At 39.7% G+C, this 15,903-nt stretch carries 13 protein-coding genes; 8 read left to right on the forward strand and 5 right to left on the reverse strand.

From position 1 onward, the window contains the following. Nucleotides 1-136 precede the first annotated feature (136 nt). The 3 genes from CTY47_RS14615 to CTY47_RS14625 all read right to left on the reverse strand — a co-directional run bounded on the left by CTY47_RS14615 (nt 137) and on the right by CTY47_RS14625 (nt 3,957). On the reverse strand, nt 137-1,510 hold the full coding sequence (locus CTY47_RS14615) for an aminopeptidase P family protein (RefSeq protein WP_099465531.1): 1,374 nt from the start codon (nt 1,508-1,510) through the stop codon (nt 137-139). A gap of 66 nt (nt 1,511-1,576) precedes the next feature. Continuing rightward, nucleotides 1,577-2,491 (reverse strand): hypothetical protein, encoded by a 915-nt coding sequence (locus CTY47_RS14620; RefSeq protein WP_158228545.1) that lies wholly within the window; start codon nt 2,489-2,491, stop codon nt 1,577-1,579. An 8-nt stretch (nt 2,492-2,499) separates the two neighbouring features. Beyond that, nucleotides 2,500-3,957, reverse strand: coding sequence for an MBOAT family O-acyltransferase (locus CTY47_RS14625; protein WP_099465533.1), 1,458 nt, complete (start codon nt 3,955-3,957; stop codon nt 2,500-2,502). A 614-nt stretch (nt 3,958-4,571) separates the two neighbouring features. Here CTY47_RS14625 and CTY47_RS14630 point away from each other — a divergent pair. From CTY47_RS14630 to CTY47_RS14655, 6 genes are read left to right on the forward strand one after another with little or no spacing between them, the layout of a single operon-like run. Beyond that, nucleotides 4,572-4,916: a hypothetical protein gene (locus tag CTY47_RS14630; protein WP_099465534.1), complete on the forward strand. Its 345-nt coding sequence runs from the start codon at nt 4,572-4,574 to the stop codon at nt 4,914-4,916. A gap of 16 nt (nt 4,917-4,932) precedes the next feature. Further along, a complete protein-coding gene (locus tag CTY47_RS14635; protein WP_099465789.1) occupies nt 4,933-5,346 on the forward strand; it encodes an ATP-binding protein in 414 nt (137 codons plus the stop codon). A 19-nt stretch (nt 5,347-5,365) separates the two neighbouring features. Further along, on the forward strand, nt 5,366-6,745 hold the full coding sequence (locus CTY47_RS14640; protein ID WP_099465535.1) for a [Fe-Fe] hydrogenase large subunit C-terminal domain-containing protein: 1,380 nt from the start codon (nt 5,366-5,368) through the stop codon (nt 6,743-6,745). Further along, nucleotides 6,732-7,070, forward strand: coding sequence for a DRTGG domain-containing protein (locus CTY47_RS14645; protein ID WP_099465536.1), 339 nt, complete (start codon nt 6,732-6,734; stop codon nt 7,068-7,070). Before CTY47_RS14640 ends, CTY47_RS14645 begins: the two co-directional genes overlap by 14 nt. Further along, entirely contained in the window at nt 7,067-7,828 is a 762-nt protein-coding gene (locus CTY47_RS14650) for a PHP domain-containing protein (protein WP_099465537.1), read from the forward strand. Before CTY47_RS14645 ends, CTY47_RS14650 begins: the two co-directional genes overlap by 4 nt. 56 nt (nt 7,829-7,884) lie before the next feature. Next, entirely contained in the window at nt 7,885-8,415 is a 531-nt protein-coding gene (locus CTY47_RS14655; protein ID WP_099465538.1) for a hybrid sensor histidine kinase/response regulator, read from the forward strand. Here the strand turns inward: CTY47_RS14655 and CTY47_RS14660 are convergent. Then, nucleotides 8,412-9,806 carry an MltF family protein gene (locus CTY47_RS14660; RefSeq protein ID WP_099465539.1) on the reverse strand — a complete coding sequence of 465 codons (1,395 nt, stop codon included), beginning with the start codon at nt 9,804-9,806 and terminating at the stop codon, nt 8,412-8,414. The two genes, CTY47_RS14655 and CTY47_RS14660, sit on opposite strands and share 4 nt — an antisense overlap. Before the next feature lie 11 nt (nt 9,807-9,817). Next, on the reverse strand, nt 9,818-11,230 hold the full coding sequence (rlmD, locus tag CTY47_RS14665) for a 23S rRNA (uracil(1939)-C(5))-methyltransferase RlmD (protein ID WP_099465790.1): 1,413 nt from the start codon (nt 11,228-11,230) through the stop codon (nt 9,818-9,820). Nucleotides 11,231-11,416: 186 nt separating this feature from the next. On the opposite strand from rlmD, the gene ppdK reads away from it, so the two are divergent. Beyond that, nucleotides 11,417-14,137 (forward strand): pyruvate, phosphate dikinase, encoded by a 2,721-nt coding sequence (ppdK, locus tag CTY47_RS14670; RefSeq protein ID WP_099465540.1) that lies wholly within the window; start codon nt 11,417-11,419, stop codon nt 14,135-14,137. 193 nt (nt 14,138-14,330) lie between these two features. Then, nucleotides 14,331-15,812, forward strand: coding sequence for a tyrosine-type recombinase/integrase (locus tag CTY47_RS14675; protein WP_099465541.1), 1,482 nt, complete (start codon nt 14,331-14,333; stop codon nt 15,810-15,812). Nucleotides 15,813-15,903: the final 91 nt, after the last annotated feature.

Raw genomic sequence — 15,903 nt, forward strand, 5'->3', positions numbered from 1 at the left:
GCACCATCAGAGGCAGATTAAAATTAAAAGTTATAAAAACAAACAGTTCAGCAAGGCTAGCCTTGCTGAACTGTGATAAATGTTTTAGTTTTGTCCAATAACTGTAACGGTTATTTAGGACTAGTCATGCTAGCTATTATCGAATAGCTTCTACTTCTTCGGTGTGCAAAGGTATTTTTTTACCTAGCAGGCGTGCGCCGTTTTCGGTAATCAGATAGTCTTCTTCGTTGCGGATACCGCTGAAGTCTTTATAAGTTGCTACTTTTTCGTAGTTGATAAATTCGGTAAACTTATTCTGGCCTCTCCATAAGTCAATCAATTCAGGTATGAAGTAAACGCCCGGTTCGATCGTAAGGACAAAACCCGGTTCAAGCTTACGCCCCAGGCGTAAGGACTTGCGTCCGAATTCTGTACTTTTAGGCTGTCCGTTGTAGCCTACATATACTTCTCCAAGATTCTCCATATCGTGTACATCCAATCCCATCATGTGGCCAAGGCCGCAAGGCATAAATAGTGCGTGGGCACCTGCTTTTACGGCTTCCATCGGGTCGCCTTTCACGAAACCGAGATCTTTCAGCCGCTCCATAATTACTTTACAGGATAGTTCGTATACATCTACAAAAGGAATACCGGGGCGAAGGGCTGCAACGGCTGCTTCGTGGGCAGCTACCTGAATGTCGTATATTTCTTTCTGACGTGGCGTAAATTGAGAATCGGCAGGAATAGTTGATGACATATCACCTGCATAGCCCATTTCTGTTTCGGCACCGGCATCGAGCAATAGCATATCGCCGCTCTTAATCATGTGGCTGTGGTCATGATTATGTAACGTCTGTCCGTTTATTGTCGCGATAATAGGGAAGGAGAGTTCGTAATTGTTAGCATAGGCAACTTCGCCTACAGCTGCAGCTACGTCACTTTCGCGTATTCCGGGACGTACGGTGCGCATTGCCGTTAAATGCATATCTGCCGTAACGATACAAGCTTTTTCTATTTCTGCAATTTCTTCTTTACTCTTATAGTTACGCTGATTGACAACTCCATATATAAATGGTACGGATGGTTTTTCTGCTCCCGGACGAATGCCTAACCAGGCCAGTAATTTGATCTGATGCTCTGCACGATAAGGAGGCAAGTAATGAATTGCCTGGCCTTTTTGTTGTGCATTATTCAGGTAAGTTTCTATATCATTAAATGGTCTGACATCTTTAATTCCGGCACTTTCGCTTTTTTCTTTTAAGGTTGGCTGCGTACCCATCCAGACAATAGCATCAATTGTCAATTCGTCTCCGAAGATAATTTCACGATCATTGTCGATATCAATAATTGCAGCTAGTCCGGCATACGGAAGTCCGAAGAAATAAAGGAAAGTAGAATCCTGACGAAAGTGATATGTGTTATCTGCATAATTCATTCCACACTCGTCATTACCCAGAAATAATAACAGACCGGAACCCAGCGTCTGTTTTAATTTTGCCCTGCGGGCCATATAGATTTCTTTGTTAAACATAGTATTACGTTTTATATGTTGCTTTCAAAGATAGAAATAATCTTTTGAATAATTATGCTTTAGTAATCATTTGCGCTTTAAGTCTTCAATCAAACGTTGGGTTCTGATTAGACCACCTTCTTTTGTAAGATGGTATTGAGTGTCATAAAATAAAGAATCATTAAATACATAACGTTCCGGGCTTGATAGAAAAGGAATTCCTTGTTTTTGCAGTTCTTTTTGAATGGACAGAATCCGTTGAGAATCTAAGCTGTAGTTATTTGCATGATAACATGGCGGCATTAAATATATTTTTACTCCTTTATGCTCTAGTTGCAAAGTAATACCTTTAATATCTTCAATTACTTTAGGACTGAAAGAGCTTGTGATTGGCGGTGCTGATATTAAATGATGCTTAAACTGCCAGTGTCCTATGTAATCTCCATATTCATTAAATTTTATTCGACTATAACGTTCAGGAGTTGCTTTATTTGTAAAGTGGTAAATTATATCTGTTATGACTCTCGAAATTAAAGAACTTGGAAATACAACCCAGTCAGTTTGAAACACTAACTCTTTCCACTCTTTTTTAATCATTAGTAATTCAGACAAAGTTTCCTCTCCGCAATAACATTTAGGTGAAAACTGTTCATATTCGGGTATTATGACTAATATGTCTTTTGTTTTTAAATGAGGAATAACTTCTTTAAGCATATATTTCAGTCCTATGCCGGCACTTATACCCATATTAACAGGTTCTATATGTAGAGAATCTTTTATTAGTTCAGAATGTAATCCGAACGCAATGTTAGAACCTCCTATAAATACTATTTTAGGAGAAGAAATTTGAATTAAACGATTATGTTTATCAAAGTCTGACGCTATATAGGAGTCCGTAATATTTTTATTAGTATAGAATATTACTAATAAAATGATAAATAAAACGTAACATAGCATAAAGATACAGCTACATCTAACCAAGAATAAAAAGAACTTTTTCATAAGCTAAATTAGAATTGAAAATAAATAAAAGCAGATTGATCAAGTTGTCTAAATAAAAGAAGTATAATACCTATTAGTATATAAATACATTTTTGGTATGTTTTGTTAGGAAAGAGTATCGCTATACCATAAGGTCTATTCCTATAAGTCCATTCTAAAATAAATAAGATAAAGATTGATAATAATGTAATTGCAGCTTGTGTTTGGGTTATCCCGATTCCTTGCATTTGGGGTACTGTAAATAATGACCAATCACACATCCCCTTCAAATACTCAAAGGCTTGCGTAATTGTTTCTGCTCTGAATATAACCCAACCAATAACTACCAACAGGAAGGTTGTTGCCATTTGAATTATCTCTTTGAATGAAGGAAATAGTTTGCCTTCTGCAACTACATCTTTATATTTTCTGTTTTTACCCAAAAGGAGCAGGGGTAAGAATAGCAACGCATGATAAGCTCCCCAGACAATGAACGTCCAGTTTGCGCCATGCCAGAAGCCGCTAACTAGAAAGATAATCATTGTGTTGCGAAATCCTTTCCATTTACCTGCACGGCTTCCTCCTAAAGGAATATAGATATAATCGCGGAACCAGGTTGTAAGTGAGATATGCCACCTGCGCCAGAATTCGGCGATATCTCTTGAAAAGTAGGGATAATTGAAATTTTGCATCAAATTGATTCCGAACAAACGGGCACAACCGATTGCTATATCCGAATAACCAGAGAAGTCACCGTAAATTTGTATTGTAAAGAAGAATGCTCCCATGAATAAGGCACTTCCACTCATCGTCTGGTAATTCTCGAAAATACCATTGGCAAATAAGGCACAATTATCCGCAACTACCATTTTCTTAAAGAATCCCCAAAGCATCTGGCGCATACCATCTACTGCATTGTCGTAGTCGAAGGTACGGGGACGATTGAATTGCGGCAGCAGATTCGTTGCTCTCTCGATAGGCCCGGCCACCAATTGGGGGAAAAAGCAGATGTAGGCAAAGAAGGCAATCGGATCATGTGTCGCTTTTATTTTGTGTTGATAAACGTCGATTGTATAGCTTAAGGCTTGGAAGGTATAGAAACTGATGCCAACAGGTAGAAGAATATCTAGCGTAACAAAGTCCAGTTGTATTCCGAATGCTTTGAATAGAGTCCCCAGATTCTCAGAGAAGAAGTTGAAGTACTTAAACAAGCACAGGATAATGAGGTTCAGAGTAATATTGCTCGCACTAATCCATTTCTGTTTATTGCGATTACCTTTGTTTCGTTCAAGGTAAATACCACTTAAGTAGCTGCATAACGACGTGAAGGCAATAAGCACCAGGAACCTCCAGTCCCACCAACCATAGAATAAGTAACTAATAAAGATAACAAACAGGTTTTGCCATTTTAACGGTTTGAACACAAACCAATACCCCAGGAATACCAGCGGCAGGAAAATAAAGAATTCAAATGAATTGAATAACATAAGCAGAGTTGTGTCTTATCTCAATTCCCTGACGATAAGCTAATAGAGTATTATAAATAAAGAGCGTGGGAACTGTCTTTATGTCTTATTTGTCATAGAGGTATCCCCATACCCACCGTACAAATAATAAACAACAGTCCCACGCCGATATGATATAACCCTCTCATCTCTGAGATGTTCATATACCACAGGCGTGAGCTATTTCTGTTGTTATTATTCCCGTACGGCTTCGAAAATTGGGGATTTTCTATGACAAGAATAATATCTTTAGAAACGCTCTTCGTTCAGATTTATGTCCTTCTGTAGCGGCTTATCTCTATAAGTCTACAGAATTAATGCAAAGATAAGCATTATTTATGGTTTGTATATGATGTCTGTTGTAGCATTTGATTCCTAATGGGTAAGAATTTATATTTTTGTACTCTAAAAGAAAACCAGTATATGTCAGACTTTTCTTATTATATGTTGATTGATAATTTAGGTTGGTTGGACAGGTTTACGGTAGTTATTGAGCGCCATCAGGTAAAAGATTAATAAGATTTTCACCGTACCAATCCCAACTAATCGAAATATTTCTTACATTGCCACTATGAATATAACCTTTGATAAGCATTATGAAAATTCAACGGATACAGGAACTTACCGAAGCGATTATTGTGTGTGGCTCAGATAAACCGGCTTGCGAGATAGATTGTGCCTTTGCAAGCGACTTAATGAGCGATGTGCTCACACTCGACTGTTGTGATGTTCTTTTGGTGACGGGCCTTTGTAATTTGCAAACGATTCGCACGGCGGAAGTTGCCGAGATAACCTATATTTTATTTGTGCGCGGCAAGAAAGTTACTCCGGAAATGAAAGAACTTGCTGAAGAAAACAATATGGTTTTGCTTGAAACCGGACACTCTATGTATCATACGGTAGGAGAGTTATATGCAGGTGGGCTTCCGCCTATTTATTGATAAGGAGGAAAGCCGTATGCAAATCAGGTTTGAACTGGAAGGAGGTAATTTTTCCAAAGCGGGATATGCTTCGAGTAATATAAAGAAAGTACTTAAACAATTGTCTATCGATCCAAAAATTATCAAGCGTGTGGTGGTAGCTTTGTATGAAGCCGAAGTGAATATTGTTGCCCACGCATGGCGGGGTACGGTTGTGGCTGATCTGGATGCAGATAAGATTACATTGACCCTGGAGGATGAAGGTCCCGGAATACCGGATATAGAGTTGGCTATGAAGGAAGGATATTCTACTGCATCTCCTGCTGTTCGGGAAATGGGCTTTGGTGCAGGTATGGGATTACCTAATATGAAGAAGAATGTAGATGAGTTGATAATAGATAGTAAAGTCGGTCGGGGAACGACCGTACGTATGGTTACACATTTTGGCTGAAGAGAGGAGGTTTACCCAAATGGAAGAAGAAAAGTTTTATCATGCACTTAAAATAGATAATGACCGATGCATTGGTTGTACGCATTGCATGACGAAGTGTCCGACAGGTGCTGTCCGTATTCGTGACGGAAAAGCAATTATACGTAAAAACTGGTGTGTGGATTGTGGCGAATGCCTCAAGGCTTGCCCAACCGACGCAATTTATGTAGAGCAGGATGATTTTCAACGTATCTTTGATTATAAGAACCGTGTTGTATTGGTTCCGTCTGTCTTTATAGGGCAATTCTCTAAATACAAAACAGAAAAGGAGATATTCAGTGCTTTGTATGAATTAGGCTTTACCCATGTTTTTCAGGTAGAGTTTACAGCCGATATGATTTATCGTGAGATGCTTCAACAGATGGAAAATGCTGATGAAAAGCCGGTTATCAGTTCTTTTTGTCCGGCCATAATACGTTTGATACAAGTTAGGTTTCCGGCTTTGGTGGATAACGTGCTTCTTGTAAAGTCTCCGGTAAATGCTACAGCCACTTATTATCATAAAGTTTTAGAGGAACAGGGCATACCATCCAATGAGATTGGCATGTTTTATATTACCCCTTGTGCCGCCAAGATCGCAGCACTAAAAGGAGCTGACGGTTATTCATCTACTATCAAGGGAGTAATTAATATGGACACCTTATATAATAAGGTATATCATATACTAAAAAACCGTCCGCGTGATTATAAACCCGAATGCCAGCTTCCTCCGACGCTTACTAAAAAAGAAATGCGTTGGAGCCAGACCGGGGGTGAAGCAAAACACTTCTCCGGCCGCTGCCTTGCTATAGATGAAATACATAATGTAATTGATTTTCTGGAACGGATGGAGACAACCACAGAAGTGCGCAACGTGGACTTTCTGGAACTGAGGGCTTGCGATCGTAGCTGTGCCGGTGGGGTTCTTACATTTGCTAATCGTTTCCTTACGGCCGAACGTATTATGAAACGCTCTATGAAGCGTGACAAAGCACCACTTATATATGCAGCCGAGCAGAAAGAAGCGCTGGCTTATCTGAAGCAACATATTACCATTCCACCTCTTAAACCCAATCCTAAATTGCTTTATAATGGTTCGATAGAGGAAATATTGAGTAAGATGGAGCAAGTACGTAAGCTAATGTGTTTTTTGCCGGGGATAGATTGCGGAGCTTGCGGAAGTCCCAATTGCCAGAGTTTGGCCGAAGATATTGTTCGTCACGAAGCACAGTTTAGCGACTGTATCTTTATGCAACGTAATATGGAGAAGCATGGTAAACTGGATCAGGAGCATGCTTTTCGCCTGGTAGAGAAAACATGGGGTAAAGATCGTTTAAACAAAGATTGTTATAAGAAAGGAGCTAAATATGAAGGTCAATGAGTTAGTAAAAGAATTAAGCCTGACTGTGTTTTGTGGCGAAAAAGGCCTCGAAGAAGAAATAACAGGAGGTTATACCAGCGACTTGCTTAGTGATGTGATGGGGCATGTAGACGAAGGCATGATCTGGATAACCATGCAGACACACCAGAATATTCTTGCTGTTGCTACCTTGAAAGATATATCGGCTGTTTTAATAGTAAACGGAGCTTCTCCTGATGAAGAAACGTTGCAAAAGGGTAGGGAAGAAGATGTCCCCGTACTTGGGACGTCGCTTTCCGCTTTCGAAGTAACCGGAAAAATATATCAATTATTGCTTAACGAATGAACCGGTATAAAGTAGATTTGCATATTCATACTTGTCTTTCGCCTTGCGGAAGCCTGGATATGAGCCCTCAGGTTATTGTGGAAACCGCGCTTTCGCGAGGTTTGGATGCTATAGCCGTGACGGATCATAATAGCACGTTGCAATGTCCCGAAGTACAAGCTCTGGGGAAAGAATTGGGTTTAAAGGTTTTTTCCGGAGTGGAAGTTACCACCCGCGAAGAAGCACATTGCCTTATACTCTTTCCATCGGAGGATGCTAGAGCCGCATTTCAACATTATCTGGATTTACATTTGCCGCCAATTCCGAATGATACGGAACGCTTCGGCGATCAGGTGTGGGTAAATCGCCGGGATGAAATCGTCGGAGAAATGCCTTATCTTCTTCTTTCCGCACTTGATCAGAGCATAAACCAGATAACAGCAAAGGCAAGGGCTTTAGGGTGCCTTGTTGTTGCAGCCCATATAGAACGTCCTTCATTTAGCTTGATTAGCCAACTTGGATTCATTGATCCGGCCATTTCTTTAAATGCAGTCGAATATAATGATAAATTGCGTTTTAAGGTTTTGTTAAATCAGCATTCATACTTACATAAATATGTTTGCTATTCTGCTTCGGATGCACATTATCCCGGACAAATAGGAACCAAGCCCTCTTTGTGGCAAACAGAGTATTTAACTTTCAATGATTTACGGAAAACTTACGCCGGAGATAAAGACTATAGTTTGTCTGCATCAGGACAAACCGATGGGATTGCATAGCCTGTTTCTTTCGGTAACACATTTGCTCTGCAGAGGATTAAAATAATTAAAACAGAATGAATAATCTTTCTTTTCATATAACCGATATAACGGTCAATAGCATCCGTGCCGGTGCAACCGAAATAGGTCTTTTGATTTCTGATAGCAAAGACGCCATAGAAATATGTATAAAAGATAATGGTTGCGGAATGGATGCAGAAACATTGGCGCGAGTGACTAATCCGTTTTATACCACACGAACTACCCGAAAGGTAGGTCTGGGGCTTCCTTTTCTGATACAAAATGCAGAACAAACGGGCGGAAGTGTTTCAATAATATCCGAATTGGGGAAAGGGACAACTGTTACGGCCCGTTTTATTTCTACTAATATAGATTGTCCTCCGTGGGGAGATTTGCCGGCAACTATGGCTATGTTGATTACCGGAAATCCGGATGTGAATATTTGTTTTAGTTACCAGTCAGGAAAAGAGTTTTTCGATTTAAGTACGAATGATATAAAAGAAGCTTTGGATGGTATGCCTGTCAGCCATCCAAAAGTGATGCTGTTCATAAAGGATATGATACGTGAAAATATAGGCGGTAACTAGCTATTTGTTTTCTCTTTGTAGTATTTATATCGTTGCATTACTTCCTGTACGTAATTATAGGTTTCCGAACCACGAAGATAGCCGTGTTTGCAAACCGGATCATTGTAATATTGCGGATCGCTTTTCAGCCGGACATATTCGGCAACATTACCGTCCCATTTATTAGGGTCTTTGCCATATTTTTCAGCCAAACGTTGGGCATCATAAACATGACCGATGCCGGCATTATATGAAGCCAATGTGAATTTCAGCTTTTCTTGTGGATCTTTTATGCTAGAAAAGCCTTGTCTGAACCGTCGTAAACAATCTACCCCGGTTCGTATGCCTATTTCCGGATTCTTTAATTCGTGCGGAGTTACGCCTAAAGCCTTTGCAGTGTTTGGCATGATGCCCATAAGTCCTTCTGCTCCTGCCCATGAAACTACAGATGGATTGAAACGTGATTCCTGATAAGCAATGGAAGCAAGCAATTGCCAATCCCATCCGATATTGGCGGCATGCTTTCGGAATAATTGGTCGTATGGAGAGATATGTCCGTTTTTTACTTCCGGCAGTTCTGCCCTGAATGGTTCTTTGCTTAATTCAAAATAGCGTTTGGTCACGGCTTTAAAGGTAAAAGAACCGGATTTGTCGGACGCCCATTCATCGATGGCTTTGGCTAACTCCGGACTACTCTTGCGCACAGCCCATGCGGAGCGCTGCATAAAACTGACTTTCAGGTTTATATTGATATTCCAATAATAAGTTTTGTTTAGCCGGGCAGTGTTGTCATCACTGATAGTGTAGGGGATTTGCCCCTTTGAAACCATCTCTATAAGGTCTTCTGTCGTGACTGTATCTTTTTCAATATCCTTAATGTTTACTCCGCCACCAAGTTCTACGTCCAGATTATGTAGACGTTCGGAATATTTTGTATTGGGTTTGACGTAAATGTCTTTACCGATCAATTGAGTGACATCAGTAAGTATGGTATCGCCTTTATTGGCTCGTTGCACCAGGACCTGGCTGGATTGTTCTTCGCGTCCGCAGAAAAGTACTTCTTGTTTTAGTTTGTTGGTTATTTGGATGGGATAGGCTACAATATCAGCTTCGCCGGCCTCAAGCATTTCTATTAACCGGGTAGCATTTTCAGCAACTTTGATATTGAGTTTTAAACCTTCGGATTTGGCGAAATCATTGATAAGATCATATTCGTAACCCATAGGTTGCATCTTGTATTGGAAATAGGAAGTAGAACTATACAGAGTAACAGCAGTGATTTCGCCTTTTTCTTTTAATTGTGTCAGATCTACAGGATGTGTATCAATATCCTCTTCTTTCCCTTGTTTGTTACTGTAGCAACTGCCCAAGAGAAACAAAAAGAGCAAGAAGGGGATACATTTCTTATACATTATATATATGTTTATTTCTTTTGAAGCAACACTACGTTTTCCACATGGTGCGTGTGAGGGAACATATCTACGGGCTGCACCTTTTTGACTGCGTATTTTACGCTAAGCAGACTTAGGTCGCGCGCCTGTGTTGCCGGATTACAACTAACATAAACGATTCGCTCCGGTTCGGCAAACAAAATGGTGTTGATCACATCATCATGCATTCCGGCGCGGGGCGGGTCTGTTATAATAACATCAGGACGTCCGTGTTGGTTTATAAAGTCTTGCGTAAGGATATTTTTCATGTCGCCGGCGTAGAATAATGTGTTTTCAATCTTATTCAGAGCCGAATTTACTTTTGCATCTTCTATAGCTTCAGGTACGTATTCTATACCGATCACCTTTTTTGCCTGACGAGAGATGAAGTTTGCGATGGTTCCAGTGCCGGTATAAAGATCGTATACCATTTCATTACCGGTAAGGCCGGCAAACTCGCGGGTTATCTTATATAGATTATAAGCCTGAGCGCTGTTCGTTTGATAGAACGACTTCGGGCCAACTTTAAATTTCAGGCCTTCCATTTCTTCAATAATATGATCCTTACCGCGGAATACAAGTACTTCCTGGTCGGTTATGGTGTCATTACATTTTTCATTGATTACATATAATAACGAAGTTATTTCCGGAAATTGTTCTGCAATATGCGACATTAATGCTTCGCGATGTTCTACATCTTCGTGATAAAAGCAAAGAACGACCATCAAATCTCCGGTAGAGGCAGTACGGATCATGAGAGTTCGTACAAAACCATCCTGGTTGCGTAAGTCAAAAAACGGGTAACCTTCATGTAAGAGACAATATTCTTTAATACAGAGGCGTATACGGTTGGATATATCGTCCTGCAACCAGCATTTATGAATATCCAGCACCTTATCGAACATTCCCGGAATATGGAATCCGACACCGTTCATACATTCAAATGTAGCACCAGACTTTACTTCTTCTTCAGTTAACCATTTCTTATTGGAAAAAGTAAACTCCAATTTGTTGCGGTAGAAAGTGGTGTTTTCGGAACCCAGGATAGGAAGGATTTCTTCCATTTCTATTTTTCCGATACGTGTTAAATTGTCTATAACTTGTTTATGCTTATATTTAAGTTGTTCTTTATAAGGAAGATGTTGCCATTTACAGCCGCCACATACACCGAAATGTTCACAGAAAGGTTCTGTCCGGTTAGGAGAATATTCATGGAAATATACAGCTTTCCCTTCTGCATAACTGTGTTTTTTACGGGTAAGTTGAATATCTACAACGTCTCCAGGAGCAACAAAAGGAATGAATACTACCATGTCGTTTACCTTTGCAATAGCCTTTCCTTCTGCGGCTACATCCGTTATTGTTACCTTTTCCAGCAAGGGTAACTGTTTCTTATTTCTTGCCAATGTTGTTAAGTTTAAAATTTTCGCCACACAAATGTACATATTTACCTGATACGAATGCTAATGAGTGGTTATAAAACATATAAATTTATTTAACTTTATAAGTATAAGCTACTATTAAATAACATATATTTGTGGTATTGCAATGTTGAGATAGCAAAACTGAAATCTAAAATAATACTGTCGAATATGGAAAGAAAAAGAGTTTATACGTTCGGGAATGGAAAAGCCGAAGGTAAAGCAGATATGAAAAATCTGCTTGGTGGTAAAGGGGCAAACCTTGCCGAAATGAATCTGATTGGCGTTCCGGTTCCTCCCGGATTTACGATTACTACTGATGTTTGTTCTGAATACTATGAATTAGGAAAAGATAAAGTTGTAGAACTACTGAAGAAAGACGTAGAGAAATCTATTGCTAATATTGAAACTTTGATGAATTCTAAGTTTGGGGATGTAGAGAATCCGTTATTGGTTTCTGTTCGTTCCGGTGCACGTGCTTCTATGCCGGGTATGATGGACACAATCCTGAACTTGGGCTTAAACGATGATGTTGTAGAAGGGTTAACCCGCAAGACTGGTAATGCCCGTTTTGCATGGGATTCGTATCGTCGTTTTGTCCAAATGTATGGTGATGTGGTATTGGGCATGAAACCGACCAGCAAGGAAGACATCGATCCGTTTGAAGCGATAATCGAGGAAGTGAAGAAAGCAAAGGGCGTTAAATTAGATAATGAACTGGATGTTGAAGACTTAAAGACATTGGTGGCCAAGTTCAAGGCTGCAGTTAAAGCACAGACCGGACAAGATTTTCCGACTTCATCTTATGAGCAGCTTTGGGGAGCTATTTGTGCTGTATTTGACAGTTGGATGAATGAACGTGCTATTCTGTATCGTAAAATGGAAGGTATTCCGGCAGAGTGGGGTACGGCTGTTAATGTCCAGGCTATGGTATTTGGTAATATGGGTGAAACATCGGCAACAGGCGTATGTTTTTCTCGTGATGCAGGTAATGGAGAAGATTTATTCAATGGTGAATATCTGATTAATGCGCAGGGTGAAGATGTGGTAGCCGGTATACGCACTCCACAGCAGATTACAAAAATCGGTTCGCAGCGTTGGGCTGAACGTGCTGGTATTTCTGAAGCAGAACGGGTAGCTAAATATCCTTCTATGGAAGAGGCAATGCCTTCTATTTATAAGGAACTGGATATACTTCAGACAAAATTGGAAGATCACTATCGTGATATGCAGGATATGGAATTTACCGTACAAGAGGGAAAACTATGGTTCTTACAAACCCGTAACGGTAAACGTACCGGATCTGCTATGGTTAAGATAGCCATGGATTTGTTACGTCAGGGAATGATTGATGAAAAAACAGCCCTTTTACGTATAGAGCCTAATAAACTTGATGAATTGCTTCATCCTGTGTTTGATAAGAAAGCAGAGAAGAAAGCTAAAGTTTTAGTAAAAGGTTTACCCGCATCTCCGGGAGCTGCTACCGGGCAAATCGTATTTTTTGCTGATGATGCTGCAAAATGGTATGCTGATGGTAAAAAAATAGTCATGGTTCGTATTGAGACTTCTCCTGAAGACCTTGCAGGCATGGCTGTGGCTGAAGGAATTCTTACAGCCCGTGGTGGTATGACTTCACATGCTGCGGTTGTTGCACGCGGTATGGGTAAATGCTGTGTTTCGGGTGCAGGTGGATTAAACATAGACTATAAAAATAAAACAATGGAAGTGGGTGGTGTAACGCTGAAGGAGGGAGATTACATCTCAATCAACGGAACCACCGGCGAAGTATATCTGGGCGAGGTAGAAACAATAGCAGCCGAATTGTCGGGTGACTTTGCAGCATTAATGGATCTGGCAAATAAATACACCAGATTGCAGGTGCGTACGAACGCAGATACTCCGCATGATGCTTCTATAGCCCGTAACTTTGGTGCTGTAGGTATTGGTCTTTGTCGTACGGAGCACATGTTCTTTGAAGGCGAAAAGATTAAAGCTATGCGTGAAATGATTTTGGCCGATGATGCGGAAGGGCGAAAGAAAGCGCTGGAGAAGATACTGCCATACCAGAAAGAAGACTTTAAAGGTATTTTCAAAGCTATGGCCGGATGTCCGGTGACAGTTCGTCTGTTAGATCCTCCATTACATGAATTTGTGCCTCATGATTTGAAGGGACAAGAAGAGATGGCAAAAACAATGGGTGTTTCTGTTAAGGAAATCCAGAAGCGTGTGGAATCTCTTTGTGAACATAACCCGATGTTAGGCCATCGTGGTTGCCGTTTAGGTAATACATATCCCGAAATTACGGAAATGCAGACTCGTGCTATTTTAGGCGCTGCACTGGAGTTAAAGAAAGAAGGCATTGATACTAAGCCGGAAATTATGGTTCCTCTGACGGGTATTCTATATGAATTTAAAGAACAGGAAAATGTAATTCGTAAAGCTGCAGCCGACCTGTTTAAGGAAATGGATGACAGTATTGATTACAAAGTTGGTACAATGATTGAGATTCCGCGTGCGGCGCTAACGGCTGATCGTATTGCTTCATCTGCCGAGTTCTTCTCGTTCGGTACAAATGACTTGACACAGATGACATTTGGTTATTCTCGTGATGATATAGCTTCTTTCTTGCCGGTATATTTGGAAAAGAAGATTTTGAAAGTCGATCCGTTCCAGGTGTTAGACCAGAATGGTGTAGGACAATTAGTCCGTATGGCTACAGAGAAAGGTCGTACTATCCGTCCTGATTTAAAATGCGGAATTTGTGGTGAACATGGAGGCGAACCTTCTTCCGTTAAGTTCTGCCATAGGGTAGGATTAAATTATGTGTCGTGTTCTCCTTTCCGGGTGCCAATTGCGCGTGTTGCTGCGGCGCAGGCAGCGTTGGAGGATTGAAAAAATGAAATTGTAGATTTCTAATAGTCAATATATTAGGCTGATAACTGGATTTTGTACTGGTTGTCAGCCTTTTATTTTGTATGTGCTTTGAGCAAAAAATGAGCCGAATAATAGTAAATGTTTACACTATGTTGTGTATATTTGTGTCATAGTGTTTATACCATGTTTACACCTTGTAAAATATTGATCTATGGCTACTTTCAAAATTTGTGTAAGGAAACAGAGAAATGATGGATTTTACCCTGTCTATATTCGGATAATACATAGAAGGCAAACAGCATTTATGAAAACGGATAAGATGGTTGATAAAAAAGGATTGAACCGTTCTGGTGATATTAAGGATACTATTATACTATCATATTGTTCTGATCGAATTAATAATTATATAGAACGATTGAACAAAGAAGATATATCCGAATGGACAATTAAAGATGTTGTGAGCTTTCTTGAAAAGGGGGATACAGATGTTTGTTTTTCGGATTACGCTAGAAAGTATAAGTTAGAAATGGCCAAGAGAGGGCAAGAAAGGAATGCGAGAAATTATGAGTTGTCATATCAGCATTTAGAGAGGTTTGCCGGTACGAACAAATTAATGTTTTCCCGGTTTACGACTAAATTTATGAATGATTGGTTTGCATCTTTATCAAATACTGCCAGGGCAAAGGAGATGTATCCGGTATGTATTCGTCAGATATTTAAGGCTGCTATCAATGAATTTAATGACTATGACCGTGGAGTTATCCGAATAAAAACAAATCCTTGGCCTAAAGTTAAGATTCCAACTTCGGATAAACCAGATCATAAAGCTATATCGGCAGAGGAAATAAAGAGATTTTTTGAGTTGCCTTTGCCTCCAACAAAGATGATAAGTTCTGTGCCTGAGATCGCTCGCGATGTGGCAATGATGGTAATGTGCTTGGCCGGTATTAACACAGTTGATCTCTATTATTTAAAAAAGTCGAATTATAACAACGGCATATTAAGTTATAATCGAAGAAAGACAGCTAAATTTCGTGCGGATAAAGCACATTTGGAAATTCGAGTACCAGAGATACTAAAGGGGCTGTTTGAAAAATATAAGGCAGGCAGCGAAGATGAATATTTGTTTAGCTTTCATGAACGATACTCTTCGGAAGATGCAATAAGTTCAAACGTGAATGGAGGTTTGAGAAAAATATGCTCTTTCAATGAATTGCCGATATCTTACTGTATTTATACCTTTCGTCATAGTTGGGGGACGATTGCAAGAAATGACATAAAGGCATCTATGTATGATGTTGCATTTTCTATGAACCATTCCAGCGCCCATAAAGTAACAGAGACCTACGTTAAACCTGATTATTCAATTGTTTCAGATCTTAATCAGAAAGTGATAGATTATATATTCTTTGGGAAACGTACCGAAAACAATAATGTGGATGATGACCAAGAAAATGAATCTCATTTTAAAATCTCATTCAAGAATATGATTATGGGCACTGTTTTCTTTAATGAGAAAAAGATTTATTCATTCAAGGATCTTGGATATAACAATATTGATGATGTTATTACAGAATTAGCCAAACATCTCCCAGAAGATATGCCAGTAGGTTGTAAGGCTATATTTCGAGTAGATAATTTGGATAAAGGGGATTTTAGAATTTATGAAAGACAGAAAGGAAAAGGATTTTAGTCTAGTATTGCCCAGAAGTTAACCTCTCGTATAGATAATCAAACGATCTTTTATATATTGGATTTACTGCCTGTGTTTTATAACATAAAAA

The sequence above is a fragment of the Parabacteroides provencensis genome (assembly GCF_900232875.1).
Classification (GTDB): domain Bacteria; phylum Bacteroidota; class Bacteroidia; order Bacteroidales; family Tannerellaceae; genus Parabacteroides; species Parabacteroides chinchillae.